5 protein-coding genes and 1 tRNA gene are annotated in these 14,203 nt (G+C 68.7%); 5 read left to right on the top strand and 1 reads right to left on the bottom strand.

What is annotated here, in order from left to right; genetic code table 11:
* Nucleotides 1–245 precede the first annotated feature (245 nt).
* A tRNA-Thr gene (locus ACFVT1_RS33360) sits at nucleotides 246–318 on the top strand.
* A 308-nt stretch (nucleotides 319–626) separates the two neighbouring features.
* Here the strand turns inward: ACFVT1_RS33360 and ACFVT1_RS33355 are convergent.
* On the bottom strand, nucleotides 627–3,242 hold the full coding sequence (locus ACFVT1_RS33355) for a SpoIIE family protein phosphatase (RefSeq protein WP_389802342.1): 2,616 nt from the start codon (nucleotides 3,240–3,242) through the stop codon (nucleotides 627–629).
* Between the two features lie 414 nt (nucleotides 3,243–3,656).
* Between ACFVT1_RS33355 and ACFVT1_RS33350 the strand changes: the two genes are divergently transcribed.
* From ACFVT1_RS33350 to ACFVT1_RS33335, 4 genes are all read left to right on the top strand, one after another.
* On the top strand, nucleotides 3,657–9,110 hold the full coding sequence (locus ACFVT1_RS33350) for a HAMP domain-containing protein (RefSeq protein ID WP_389802340.1): 5,454 nt from the start codon (nucleotides 3,657–3,659) through the stop codon (nucleotides 9,108–9,110).
* A 244-nt stretch (nucleotides 9,111–9,354) separates the two neighbouring features.
* Nucleotides 9,355–10,032: a two-component system response regulator gene (locus ACFVT1_RS33345; protein WP_389802337.1), complete on the top strand. Its 678-nt coding sequence runs from the start codon at nucleotides 9,355–9,357 to the stop codon at nucleotides 10,030–10,032.
* Nucleotides 10,033–10,330: 298 nt separating this feature from the next.
* On the top strand, nucleotides 10,331–13,102 hold the full coding sequence (locus ACFVT1_RS33340) for a DNA translocase FtsK (RefSeq protein WP_389802335.1): 2,772 nt from the start codon (nucleotides 10,331–10,333) through the stop codon (nucleotides 13,100–13,102).
* 290 nt (nucleotides 13,103–13,392) lie between these two features.
* Nucleotides 13,393–14,196, top strand: coding sequence for a helix-turn-helix domain-containing protein (locus ACFVT1_RS33335; RefSeq protein WP_389802332.1), 804 nt, complete (start codon nucleotides 13,393–13,395; stop codon nucleotides 14,194–14,196).
* The last annotated feature ends 7 nt before the right edge of the window (nucleotides 14,197–14,203 follow it).

The raw sequence follows: 14,203 nt of genomic DNA, 5'->3' as shown, positions 1-14,203 counted from the left end.
TACTGCAGGGGGGACCCTGTGGGAGAGTAGGACGCCGCCGAACTCCTTTTGTGAGAAGCCCCGTGCCCTTGTGGCACGGGGCTTTTCTGCGTTCAAAACCCATCAGCTACGGGGCGCTCTACGAGCGTCGTGGTGAGAGGGGTGGCGGGTTCCTGGTGAGGGCTCGTCAGAACCTTCTGCAGGCACTGGTTTTGAGCATCCCTGAGTTCACGGTATGCTTTACCTCGTTGCCACAGCGCAGCAAGGCCCCAATAGCTCAGTCGGTAGAGCGTCTCCATGGTAAGGAGAAGGTCTGCGGTTCGATTCCGCATTGGGGCTCAGGTAAGAAAAAGGCCCCCGCCAAATGGCGGGGGCCTTTTTGCATGCCCTGCGTGGACACGTCCTGGCCCCACTGGCGCAGGTTCCAACCGGGCTTGGACGCCGTGGTCGGTCCGGTGCTCCCAGAAGCGGCCCTGGGGGCCGTACCGGGCGCGTGGAGACCGGTCTCGGGGTGGTCCGCCATCTCCGTGGGTCGCCATGCCCCCGGAATACGGGGTGAATGGCCGTCAGGGTTGCCGTACTCTCACGCACCCGTGCCCGCTGCGGTGTTGGAATGCCGCAGCGGATCCGGTCCCGGTGAAATGCGGTCAGGTGGTGGGGTGCTCGGGGACGCGCATGGCGAGGATGGCCATGTCGTCGGAGGCCGGCTCGGCGGCGAAGCGTTCGACCGCCCGCAGGATGCGCGCCGCCACCGCGCCGGCCGTGAGGCCCGTACAGGTGGCCAGGACGTCCGCCAGGCCGTCGTCGCCGAGCATGCGGGTGCCCTCGCGGCGTTCCGTGACACCGTCGGTCACGCACAGCAGGACATCGCCCGGGGCGAGAGTGACCGTCTGCTCGTACAGTTCGAGGTCCTCGATGACGCCCAGCAGCGGCTGGGGTTCGGCCGCCGCTTCGACCGAGCCGTCCTGGTGCAGGCGCAGCGGCAGGGGGTGGCCCGCGCAGACGACCTTCAGGAGAGCACTGCCGTCCTCCTGGGGCCACAGCTCCCCGTACAGGAGGGTCAGGAAGCGGCTGCGGGCGCCCTCGTCCAGGATGGCGGCGTTGAGGCGCTCCAGGACTGCCGGGCCGCCGAAGCCCTCTCGGGCGAGGAGACGCAGGGCGTGGCGGGCGAGACCGGTGACGGCCGCCGCTTCAGGACCCGTACCGCAGACGTCACCGATGGCGAAGCCGTAGGCTCCGTCACGGATCGGGAAGACGTCGTAGAAGTCGCCACCGACCTCATTGCCTTCGCCCGCAGCGCGGTAGATGACCTCGATCTCGACGTTGGGGACCTCGGGCAGCCCCGGCGGCAGCAGGCTGCGCTGGAGGGACTGACTGATCGCCATGCGCTCCGAGTAGAGGCGGGCGTTGTCGAGTGCGAGGGCCGCGCGTCGTGAAAGATCCTCGGCCAGTTCCAGGATCTCCTGGCGGAAGTGGTCGTCGGAGGGCTTTCCGAGCGTGAGCATGCCGATGACGCGGTTTCGGGCGACGAGTGGCAGGACCACGGTCTCTCCGCCCACTGCGGCGGCGGTGGCGAGCGTCGTATGGACACCGGAGCCGAGCCCGCCGGGTTCGCCGAGGCCGAGCGTACGCATCGAGATGCGCAGGGCCGCCTGGTGGGCGGCCTCGGACGGGGCCGCCCAGACGCGGGCGCCGGGGGTCGGCACGGGGTCCGGGGGAGCGATCTTGGACAGTAGGGCCTTGAGGCCGTCGATGCGCTCCTCGTCCTCGTGCAGGACGTAGGAGAGGTACGGCTCCGAGGACTGGTCGGCGATCGTGTAGACGGCGCACCAGGTGGCCAGGGTGGGGACCGTCATCTGGGCCATCAGGGCCAGGGTCTGGTCCCGGTCGAGCGTGCCCGCGAGCAGGTCGGAGGCCTCGACGAGGAAGGAGAGGGAACCGCGGCGCAGGCGCTCCAGCTCGCCCAGGCGGGCCGATTCCACGGCCAGCGCGATGCGGTCCGCGGCGAACTGGAGGCGCAGGGCCTCCTCGTTGGAGTAGCGGCCGGCCGCTTCCGCGGCGACTCCGAGAGAGCCGGTGAGGCGTCCTTCGACCTTCAGCGGGACGGTGACGACGGAGCGCATCCCGGTGCCGCCGAGCAGGGGGACGGCGCCGGGGACGTTGTCGAGGTCCTCGTGGACGGCGGGCATCCGGGCGGAGCCGTACCGTCCGGTGCCTGCCTCGACCGGAACCCTGGCGAATCGCTGGCGGGCGGAGGGCAGGCCGGTCGTGGCCCGTACCTCGAGTTCCGTTTCGTCGTCCGTCGCCAGCAGCAGGAAGGCCGCATCGGCGTCGAGCATGTCGCGGGCCCGCTCGACCGTGCGCTGGAGCAGGCCATCGAGGTCGTCGGGGGCCGGGGAGCCGATGAAGATCTCGAACGGATCCGTCTTGTGGCCGTCGGCGTTCGCGTCGGAGACCGGTGTGCGGACCGGGGACTGGAGTACGGCGCGTTCGTAGTCGCGGACGAGCAGGCAGACCGTGGACGGTTCGCCGTGGGTGTCGCGGACGCGGAGGTGTGAGGCGTAGACGGGGATGGTGCGGCCGTCGGCGCCCCGGATCCCGTAGCTGCCCTCCCAGCGCGAGAGCCGCAGTGCCTCGACGATGCCGGTGTTGGTGCCGGGCGTCTGCGGCCAGGCGGTGAGGTCGGTGAGCTGTTTCCCGGTGACCTGGTCGGCGGTGTATCCGAAGAGGAACGCCGCGTCCTCGTTCCAGGCAGCGATGGAACCGGTGCCGTCGATCTGGACGACGGCGACCCGGACGCGCTCGTCGGCGACCGGGAGCAGCCCGACCGGGAGCAGCGGGCCGGCGGAGCGGATGCCCACCGGGCGCTCCGGAAGATCGAGCTGGAACCAGACATGTTTGCGGGTGGGTGAATACTCGACGCCCCACCGGGAGGCGAGCGCCGCGCAGAGCAGCAGTCCGCGGCCGTTCTCGCGGTCCGGGCTGCCGAAGTCCAGGGCCGTGGTCTGGAGCGGGATCTCGCGTTCCGGATAGTGGTCCGAGACCTCGACCCGTACGCCGTCCTCCGTACGCAGGCACAGCACGTCCGCGGCCGTGCCCGCGTGCACCACGGCGTTGGTCACGAGCTCGCTGGTGAGAACGACGGCGTCGTCGACGACATCCGTGTATCCCCATCCCTGGAGCGTGTCACGGACGAAGGCGCGGGCGGTCGCGACGGAGCGCCCGACCGGGTCGAAGGTGGCAGCCGCGCGCGCGGTGATCACAGCACTCCCCATATGGTGTCTCGTCGCTTCCCCGAGTCCTGTGCCCGTTTCTCGCCGCTTCGATTCGCCTAGCCAGGCTAGACGCTCGGTCTCGGTACCGGGTACACGAGGGCCGACTTCGGGTAGCAACGACCAGTAACAGACACGTGACCGAACAAGTGTGGTCTTCCCAACAGGGGTATGTGCGGCAACCGTTGGAGGCTGCACCCCGATCAGGTCGGACCTGGTACGTTTCAACGATTTGACGTCCGCATGGTCACCCGTCGACGGTGGGCAGTGGCGGTAGCCAATGAGGAACTGGGCAAGCTCCCAGATAAGGCCCGAGCGATACGGTCAACCCCTGCGGGAGGGATCACGGTGGAGTCTGGCGTGGCGGCGCGGGGAACAGGCACGCGCACAAAAGGCGGACAGCCCGTGAAGAAGCAGCGCAATGGAACCGTCGATGTCGATGCGGCGGCGCTCAACAGACTACTGGCGGGCCTGGTCGCGATGCGCGACGGGAACTTCCGCAGGCGCCTGACCGTCTCGGGCGACGGCGTGATGGCGGAGATCGCGGCAGTCTTCAACGAGGTCGCCGACCGCAATCTTCACCTCACCGGCGAGCTGGCCCGGGTGCGGCGGGTGGTCGGACGTGAGGGGAAACTCACCGAGCGGCTGGAGACCGGCGCCTGTGAGGGCTCCTGGGCCGCCGCCATCGACGCCTCCAACGAGCTGGTGGACGATCTGGCCCGGCCGGTCTCGGAGGTCGGGCGGGTGCTGTCGGCGGTGGCCGACGGTGATCTCGAACAGCGGATGGAACTGCGGTCGCACACGGCCGACGAAACGGTACGGCCGCTGCGCGGCGAGTTCCTGAAGGTCGCCCGTACGGTCAACAACCTGGTCGACCAGTTGTCGGCGTTCACCGAGCAGGTGACGCGGGTCGCGGTCGAGGTGGGTACCGAGGGCAAGCTGGGCGGGCAGGCCCAGGTGCGCGGGATGTCCGGGTCGTGGAAGGACCTCACGGACTCCGTGAACACCATGGCGTACCGGCTCACGGCGCAGGTGCGGGACATCGCCCTGGTGACGACGGCGGTCGCCAAGGGCGACCTGTCGCGGAAGGTCACCGTCCATGTGGCCGGCGAGATGCTCCAGCTGAAGAACACCGTCAACACCATGGTCGACCAGCTGTCGTCGTTCTCCTCCGAGGTGACCCGGGTCGCCCGCGAGGTGGGCACGGAGGGCGAGCTGGGCGGGCAGGCGACCGTGCCGGGCGTGGCCGGGGTGTGGAAGGACCTCACCGACTCCGTCAACACGATGGCCGGAAACCTGACCTCCCAGGTGCGGGGGATCGCCGAGGTGACGACGGCCGTGGCCAACGGCGACCTGTCCCAGAAGGTCAGGGTGAGCGCCCGGGGCGAGGTGGCGCAGCTGGCCGAGACCATCAACCAGATGACGGAGACGCTGCGGACCTTCGCGGACGAAGTGACCCGGGTGGCCAGCGAGGTCGGTGGCGAGGGTCTGCTCGGCGGCCAGGCCCAGGTGCCGGGGGCGGCGGGGACCTGGAAGGACCTCACCGACTCGGTGAACACGGTCTTCCGGAACCTGACGACCCAGGTGCGCGACATCGCGCAGGTGACCACGGCGGTGGCCAGCGGTGACATGACGCAGAAGGTCACCGTCGATGTGGCCGGCGAGATGCTGGAGCTGAAGAACACCGTCAACACGATGGTGGACCAGCTCCAGTCCTTCGGTTCGGAAGTGACCCGGGTGGCCCGGGAGGTCGGCGTCGAGGGCCGGCTGGGCGGTCAGGCCGAGGTGCCGGGGGCGGCGGGGACCTGGAAGGACCTCACCGACTCGGTGAACACGGCGTTCCGGAACCTGACGGGGCAGGTGCGGGACATCGCGCAGGTGACGACCGCGGTCGCCAACGGCGATCTCTCGCAGAAGGTCACCGTCGATGTCGCGGGCGAGATGCTGGAGCTGAAGAACACCGTCAACACGATGGTGGCGCAGCTCTCGTCGTTCGCCGACCAGGTGACGCGGATGGCGCGTGACGTGGGCACGGAGGGCCGCCTCGGCGGCCAGGCCCGGGTCGACGGCGTTTCCGGTACGTGGAAGGAGCTCACCGACTCCGTCAACTTCATGGCGGGGAACCTGACCTCCCAGGTGCGCCAGATCGCGCAGGTGACCACGGCGGTGGCGCGCGGTGACCTGTCGCAGAAGATCGATGTGGATGCGCGCGGCGAGATCCTGGAGCTGAAGAACACCATCAACACGATGGTGGACCAGCTCTCCGCCTTTGCCGACCAGGTGACCCGGGTGGCCCGCGAGGTGGGCACCGACGGGCGGCTCGGCGGCCAGGCGCAGGTCCCCGGCGTGGCCGGTGTGTGGCGTGATCTGACCGATTCGGTCAACGGCATGGCGGGGAACCTCACCGCTCAGGTCCGCAACATCGCGCAGGTCGCCACGGCGGTGGCGCGCGGTGACCTGTCGCAGAAGATCGATGTGGATGCGCGCGGCGAGATCCTGGAGCTGAAGAACACCCTCAACACGATGGTGGACCAGCTCTCGAACTTCGCGGAGCAGGTGACGCGGGTGGCCCGCGAGGTGGGCACGGAAGGCATGCTGGGCGGCCAGGCCGAGGTGCAGGGGGTGTCCGGTACGTGGAAGGACCTCACCCAGTCCGTCAACGGCATGGCGAACAACCTGACCCTTCAGGTGCGCAACATCGCCGAGGTCACCACCGCGGTCGCCAATGGCGATCTGTCGAAGAAGATCACGGTGGACGCCAAGGGCGAGATCCTCGAACTGGTCACGACCGTCAACACCATGGTCGACCAGCTGCTCAACTTCGCCGACGAGGTGACGCGGGTCGCCCGTGAGGTGGGTACCGAGGGCATCCTCGGCGGCCAGGCCCGGGTGCGCGGGGCGACCGGCATCTGGAAGGACCTCAGCGACAACGTCAACCTGATGGCCAACAACCTGACCAGTCAGGTGCGGAACATCTCCCGGGTCTCGTCCGCGGTCGCCAACGGCGATCTGACGAAGAAGGTCACCGTCGAGGCGCGGGGCGAGGTCGCCGAGCTCGCCGACACCGTCAACACGATGGTGACGACGCTGTCCTCGTTCGCCGACGAGGTGACGCGAGTCGCCCGTGAGGTGGGTACGGAAGGCGAACTGGGCGGCCAGGCGCGCGTCCCCGGGGTCTCCGGTACGTGGAAGGACCTCACCGAGTCCGTGAACTCGATGGCGTCCAATCTGACCGGTCAGGTGCGGCAGATCGCCACGGTCACCACGGCCATCGCGAAGGGCGACCTCACGAAGAAGATCGACATCGACGCGCGCGGTGAGATCCAGGAGTTGAAGAACACCATCAACACGATGGTCGACCAGCTCTCTTCGTTCGCCGAGCAGGTGACCCGGGTGGCTCGTGAGGTGGGTACGGAGGGGCAGCTGGGCGGCCAGGCCCGGGTCCGGGACGTCGACGGCACCTGGCGCGACCTCACCGAGTCCGTGAACGAGATGGCCGGGAACCTGACCCGTCAGGTGCGGGCCATCGCGGCCGTCGCCACCGCGGTGACCCGCGGTGATCTCAACCTCAAGATCGACGTGGACGCGGCGGGCGAGATCCAGGCCCTGCAGGACAACATCAATACGATGATCGCCAACCTGCGCGACACCACGGCGACCAACAAGGAGCAGGACTGGCTGAAGGGCAATCTCGCCCGGATCTCCGGTCTGATGCAGGGGCGGCGCGATCTCGACGACGTGGCCTCGCTGATCATGAGCGAGCTGACCCCGGTCGTCTCCGCGCAGCACGGTGCGTTCTTCCTGGCCATGCCGACCGGGGACACCGGCGCGGTGGGGTCGGAGAGTGAGAAGGACAGCTCGTACGAACTCCGCATGAGGGGCAGTTACGGATATTCGGCGGGGTCGATGCCGACATCGTTCCGGCCCGGTGAGACGCTCATCGGCACGGCCGCGGAGGAGAAGCGGACCATTCAGGTGGACAACGTTCCACCGGGGTATCTGAAGATCTCCTCCGGGCTCGGCGAGGCGCCGCCCGCGCATGTGATCGTGCTGCCGGTGCTCTTCGAGGGGAAGGTTCTCGGTGTGATCGAGCTGGCCTCGTTCCAGCCGTTCACGCATATCCAGCGGGACTTCCTCAACCAGCTCGCCGAGATGATCGCAACGAGCGTCAACACCATCAGCGTCAATACGAAGACCGAGAAGCTCCTTGAGCAGTCGCAGGAGCTGGCCGAGCAATTGCGGGATCGTTCGCAGGAGTTGGAGAACCGGCAGAAGGCGCTTCAGGCATCCAACGCCGAACTGGAGGAGAAGGCCGAGCTGCTGGCCCAGCAGAACCGCGACATCGAGGTCAAGAACACCGAGATCGAGGATGCCCGGCAGGTGCTGGAGGAGCGTGCCGAGCAGCTCGCGGTCTCGATGCGCTACAAGTCGGAGTTCCTGGCGAACATGTCGCACGAGTTGCGCACACCGCTCAATTCGCTGCTCATTCTCGCCAAGTTGCTCGCGGACAATGCCGAGGGGAATCTCTCGCCGAAGCAGGTGGAGTTCGCCGAGACGATCCACGGGGCCGGGTCCGATCTCCTCCAGCTGATCAACGACATCCTCGATCTGACGAAGGTCGAGGCGGGCAAGATGGATGTCAGCCCGACCCGGATCGCGCTGGTCCAGCTCGTCGACTACGTGGAGGCGACATTCCGGCCGCTCACCGCGGAGAAGGGCCTCGATTTCTCCGTTCGGGTCTCGCCGGAGCTGCCCGCTACCCTGCACACGGACGAGCAGCGGCTGCTCCAGGTGCTGCGCAATCTCCTTTCCAACGCGGTGAAGTTCACCGACAGCGGGGCGGTCGAGCTGGTGATCAGGCACGCCGACGAGGACGTGCCGAACGCCATCCGCGAGCAGCTCCTGGAGGCCGGCTCGCTGCGTGACGCCGATGCCGATCTGATCGCCTTCTCGGTCACCGACACGGGGATCGGGATCGCCTCCAGCAAGATGCTGGTGATCTTCGAGGCGTTCAAGCAGGCGGACGGTACGACCAGTCGCAAGTACGGCGGTACGGGGCTCGGCCTGTCCATCAGCCGGGAGATCGCCCGGCTGCTGGGCGGCGAGATCCACGCGGCGAGCGAGCCGGGCCGCGGCTCGACCTTCACGCTGTATCTGCCGCTGCACCCGAGCGAGTTGCCGCCGCAGGGGTATCCGCAGATCGGCCCGGGGCCGGGCGAGGCGCACGGCGCCGCGGCCGACGAAGGTCTGCTTCCGGAGGCTGGTCCGAGCGCCGGCCCGACTGCCACCGCGCAGGATCCGGCCGGTGTCTCCGGTGTCTTCGACATCGCTGGAGCCGCCGGGCCGATGCGGCGACGCACGATCCCGGGGAGTGTGGAGCGGCGGCCCGTGCTGCCGCCCCGTGCTGCCGTTCCGGCCGCTCCGCAGGAGTCGTGGGCGCTGGGCGGGCAGGAGGAACCGGAGGTCCGCAGGACGTTCCGGTTCCACGGCGAGAAGGTGCTGATCGTCGACGACGACATCCGCAATGTCTTCGCGCTCACCAGCGTGCTGGAGCAGCACGGTCTCTCGGTGCTGTACGCGGAGAACGGACGCGTGGGGATCGAAGTCCTGGAACAGCACGACGATGTGACGGTCGTACTGATGGACATCATGATGCCGGAGATGGACGGCTATGCCACGACGACGGCGATCCGTCGGATGCCCCAGTTCGCCGGCCTGCCGATCGTCGCGCTGACCGCGAAGGCCATGAAGGGGGACCGGGAGAAGGCGATCGAATCCGGCGCTTCCGATTATGTGACCAAGCCTGTCGATCCTGATCATCTCCTTTCCGTAATGGAGCAGTGGATGCGCGGAGAGTGATCATTGGCTGAGGGAATCGCGATGAGTTGGTGATCGACTGTGCTCGCGGGAGTGTGAGAAGGCGCTGTACGGGGAACCTTCTCGTCCCCCACCGCGTTTCTGCTGTGTGCACAGTGACATCGCGGTGACAGGGTGTGGTGACGGGCGGGGTGCGGCTACCATGACCGGCACAAGGACGGACGGCGTAAGGGAGTCGTCCCCTGGGGCGGCGCCCGGTGCAATTCCGGGGCGAGGAGGACGGGCCATGGTGCAGAAGGCCAAGATCCTCCTGGTCGATGACCGGCCGGAGAATCTGCTGGCGCTGGAGGCCATCCTCTCTGCGCTCGATCAGACACTGGTACGGGCATCGTCAGGGGAGGAAGCGCTCAAAGCGCTGCTCACGGACGACTTTGCGGTCATTCTGCTGGACGTCCAGATGCCGGGCATGGACGGTTTCGAAACTGCGGCGCACATCAAGCGGCGGGAACGGACCCGCGACATCCCGATCATCTTTCTCACCGCGATCAATCATGGTCCGCATCACACCTTCAGGGGTTACGCGGCGGGCGCGGTGGACTACATCTCGAAGCCGTTCGACCCGTGGGTGCTGCGGGCCAAGGTCTCGGTCTTCGTCGAGCTGTACATGAAGAACTGCAAGCTGCGCGAGCAGGCGGCGCTGCTGCGCCTCCAGCTGGAGAGCGACACCAACGGCGGCGCGGGCCACGAGCGGGAGCCCGCAGGGCTGCTGGCCGAGCTCTCGGCGCGGCTCGCGGCCGTCGAGGAGCAGGCCGAAGCGCTCTCCAAGCAGCTCGACGACGAGTCGGCGGACGCGGCGGCCGTGGCCACCGCCGCCCACCTGGAACGCAAACTGACCGGCCTGCGCCGGGCACTCGATGCACTGGAACCCGGCACCGGAAGCGGCGCGCCCGTGCTCCCCGCGTGACGTCGTACCGCCGCGCGACTCCACGACGGGGAGCGGTCCGGCGGTGCGACCTCCGGCCGGGGGCGGGCGGTTGCCCGGGGACCCGGCCCAACTGCTGCGCCGGCTCGGTCGTTCGCCGGTGTGACGGGTCGCCGGTGTGACGGATCGCTGGTTCGCCGGTTCGCCGATCCAGGGTCAGGGCGTCCGGCGGCCCGGGTGCGTGAGAGCGCGTCAGTTTCCGGCCTCTGTCCAGCGACACGGTCGGGTGAAGCGGCAGGGGCACGTGTTCACGGCCGTCGGCACCGGTAACCTCGGCACCATGGCCTCACGTACGTCCGGCAAGGGTTCCCAGGGCACGGCGGGCACCGCGAAGCGCGTCGGCCGTACCGCGGGGCCGGCCAAGAAAGCCGCGCCCGCCAAAAGGACCGCGCCCGCCAAGAAGACCGCCGCGAAGAAGACCGCGCCCGCGAAGAGGGCCCCCGCCAAGAAGGCGGCCGCGCCCAAACCGGCGCCGTCGCCCACCGGTGGCGTGTACCGCCTGGCACGCGCCGTCTGGCTCGGTGCGGCCCACGCAGTCGGCGCGGTGTTCCGCGGCGTAGGGCGGGGAGCCAAGGGGCTCGACCCCGCACACCGCAAGGACGGAGTCGCGCTGCTGCTGCTCGGTCTCGCGCTGGTCGTCGCCGCGGGCACCTGGTCGAATCTGCGCGGGCCCGTCGGGGACCTCGTCGAGATGCTCGTCACCGGAGCCTTCGGCCGGCTCGATCTGCTCGTGCCGATACTGCTCGGTGCCATCGCCGTCCGGCTGATCCGCTACCCGGAGAAGCCCGAGGCCAACGGACGCATCGTCATCGGACTCTCCGCCCTGGTCGTCGGGGTGCTCGGACAGGTCCACATCGCGTGCGGATCGCCCGGCCGGGGCGACGGCACCACGGCGATGCAGGACGCGGGCGGGCTGATCGGCTGGGCGGCCTCCAAACCGCTGATCTACACGATGGGCGAGGTCCTCGCCGTACCGCTGCTGCTGCTGCTCACGGTCTTCGGGCTGCTCGTCGTCACCGCCACACCGGTGAACGCCATTCCGCAACGGCTCCGGCTGCTCGGCACCAAGCTGGGCATCCTCGACCCGGTGTACGACCCCGAGGCCGACGAGGAGAGCGACGACGAACGCTACGACGAGCAGTGGCGCGAAGCGCTGCCCGGCCGCCGCTCCTCCGCCCGCCGCTCCGGGGCGCCCGAGGAGTACGACCCCGACCGGGCGGAGGCCGACGCGCTCTCCAATCGCCGCAGGCCGCGCAGGCCCGCCGCGCAGCCCGCGATGAACCGAACCATGGACGCGGTGGACGTCGCCGCGGCCGCCGCGGCCGCGCTCGACGGGGCCGTGCTCAACGGAATGCCGCCCTCGCCGATCGTCGCCGACCTCACCCAGGGCGTCTCCGTGGAGCGCGAACGCACGGGCTCGCCGGTACCGGGGGCCAGGGAGGGCGAGCCCGCCCTCGGGGGAGGGAAGCCGGAGCGGGCGGCGCCCTCGGGCGGCGTACCCGATCTGACGAAGCCCGTGCCCGACTCGCAGTCCCAGCCGTTGCCGGCCCGAGCCGAGCAGTTGCAGCTCTCCGGCGACATCACCTACTCGCTGCCCTCGCTCGACCTGTTGGAACGCGGCGGACCGGGCAAGACCCGCAGCGCCGCCAACGACGCGATCGTCGCGGCCCTGACGAACGTCTTCACCGAGTTCAAGGTCGACGCCGCCGTCACCGGCTTCACCCGCGGACCGACGGTCACCCGGTACGAGGTGGAGCTCGGCCCCGCGGTGAAGGTCGAGCGGATCACCGCCCTCGCCAAGAACATCGCGTACGCCGTCGCCAGCCCCGACGTCCGGATCATCTCCCCGATCCCGGGCAAGTCGGCGGTCGGCATCGAGATCCCCAACACCGACCGGGAGATGGTCAACCTCGGTGACGTACTGCGCCTCGCGGACGCAGCCGAGGACGACCATCCGATGCTGGTCGCGCTCGGCAAGGACGTCGAGGGCGGCTATGTGATGGCCAACCTGGCGAAGATGCCGCACGTGCTGGTGGCCGGCGCGACCGGTTCCGGCAAGTCGTCGTGCATCAACTGCCTGATCACCTCGGTCATGGTGCGGGCGACGCCGGACGACGTCCGGATGGTGCTGGTCGACCCCAAGCGGGTCGAGCTGACCGCGTACGAGGGCATCCCGCACCTGATCACGCCGATCATCACCAACCCCAAGCGCGCCGCCGAGGCCCTCCAGTGGGTCGTACGGGAGATGGACCTCCGGTACGACGACCTCGCCGCGTTCGGGTACCGGCACATCGACGACTTCAACCAGGCCGTCCGCAACGGCAAGGTCAAACCGCCGGAGGGCAGTGAGCGCGAGCTCTCGCCGTACCCGTATCTGCTGGTGATCGTCGACGAGCTCGCCGACCTGATGATGGTCGCTCCGCGCGATGTGGAGGACGCCATCGTCCGCATCACCCAGTTGGCCCGCGCAGCCGGTATCCACCTCGTGCTCGCGACCCAGCGGCCCTCGGTCGACGTCGTCACCGGCCTGATCAAGGCGAACGTGCCCTCCCGGCTCGCCTTCGCCACGTCCTCGCTGGCCGACAGCCGGGTCATCCTCGATCAGCCCGGCGCCGAGAAGCTCATCGGAAAGGGTGACGGTCTGTTCCTGCCGATGGGCGCCAACAAGCCCACCCGTATGCAGGGCGCCTTCGTCACCGAGGACGAGGTCGCGGCCATCGTCCAGCACTGCAAGGATCAGATGGCGCCGGTCTTCCGCGAGGACGTGGTGGTCGGCACCGCCAAGAAGAAGGAGATCGACGAGGACATCGGCGACGACCTGGATCTGCTCTGCCAGGCCGCCGAACTGGTCGTCTCCACCCAGTTCGGATCGACCTCGATGCTCCAGCGCAAGCTGCGGGTCGGCTTCGCCAAGGCCGGCCGGCTGATGGACCTCATGGAGTCGCGGAACATCGTCGGGCCGAGCGAGGGATCCAAGGCGCGTGACGTCATGGTGAAACCGGACGAGCTGGACGGGGTGCTGGCACTGATCCGCGGCGAAACCGCTTCGTAGCGGCTCCGAGGAGACGCCGGATCCCTGGAGAAGCCGGGTTCGAGGTGAAGTCCGGGCAACCCTTTCGCCGGGTCGTACGTCAAGTTGAAGGGAGGAGCGGCAGGATGGTCCTTCTCGGGGTGGCCCGGCGGATATGACGGCGTTCGAGCCTCTGACGCGAGTCCCATGCGTTCGAGTCCGACGACGCGAGTCCGATGGCGTACAAAGTCGTTCCTCCCGGTTGCCCCACCCTTTCGTACCCCCCCTAGACTGAACACCCAGCAGGTGGCTCACGCTCGAAAGGCGCCCCCGTGTCCATCGGCAACTCCCCCGAAGACGACCGGCCTTCGATCGGTCGAGTGCTCCAGCAGGCTCGCATCGCCGCAGGTCTCACGGTCGAAGAGATCAGTTCGTCCACCCGGGTGCGCATCCCCATCGTGCGCGCGATCGAAGAGGACGATTTCTCCCGCTGCGGCGGCGACGTGTACGCGCGCGGCCATATCCGTACCTTGGCGCGGGCCGTCGGGATCGACCCGGAACCGCTGGTTTCGCAGTACGACGCCGAGCACGGCGGCCGTCCCGCGCCCACGCCCGCGGCTCCGCTGTTCGAGGCCGAGAGAATCCGTTCCGAACCCCGACGGCCCAACTGGACGGCGGCCATGGTCGCGGCGATCGTCGCCGTCGTCGGTTTCGTCGGTTTCACCTTCCTCAAGGGCGGCGACGACGACAACTCCTCGACCACACGGGTCGCGGAGGGCTCGACGCCCAACACCAAGACCCCCAAGCCGACGGCCAGCAAGCCCGTCGACCCCAAGCCGGCGCCTTCCGACAGTGCCATCGCCGCGGCACCCAGGGACAAGGTGACGGTGAAGCTCAGCGCCAGTCAGGGCAAGAGCTGGATCTCCGCCAAGGATCACAACGGGCGGCTGCTCTTCGACGGCCTGCTGCTCCAGGGCCAGTCCAAGACGTTCCAGGACCAGGAGCGGGTCGACCTCGTCCTCGGTGACGCCGGATCCATCGAGCTCTTCGTGAACGGCAAGAAGGTCGAGGACAAGTTCCAGCCGGGTCAGGTCGAGCGGCTCTCGTACACGAAGGGCGACCCGTCGGTCGGCTGACCCGCAC

The organism is Streptomyces sp. NPDC057963, from assembly GCF_042887155.1.
Taxonomy (GTDB): domain Bacteria; phylum Actinomycetota; class Actinomycetes; order Streptomycetales; family Streptomycetaceae; genus Streptomyces.
Note: the sequence above shows the minus strand (reverse complement) of the source record. Positions and strands in the feature narration are given on the sequence as shown.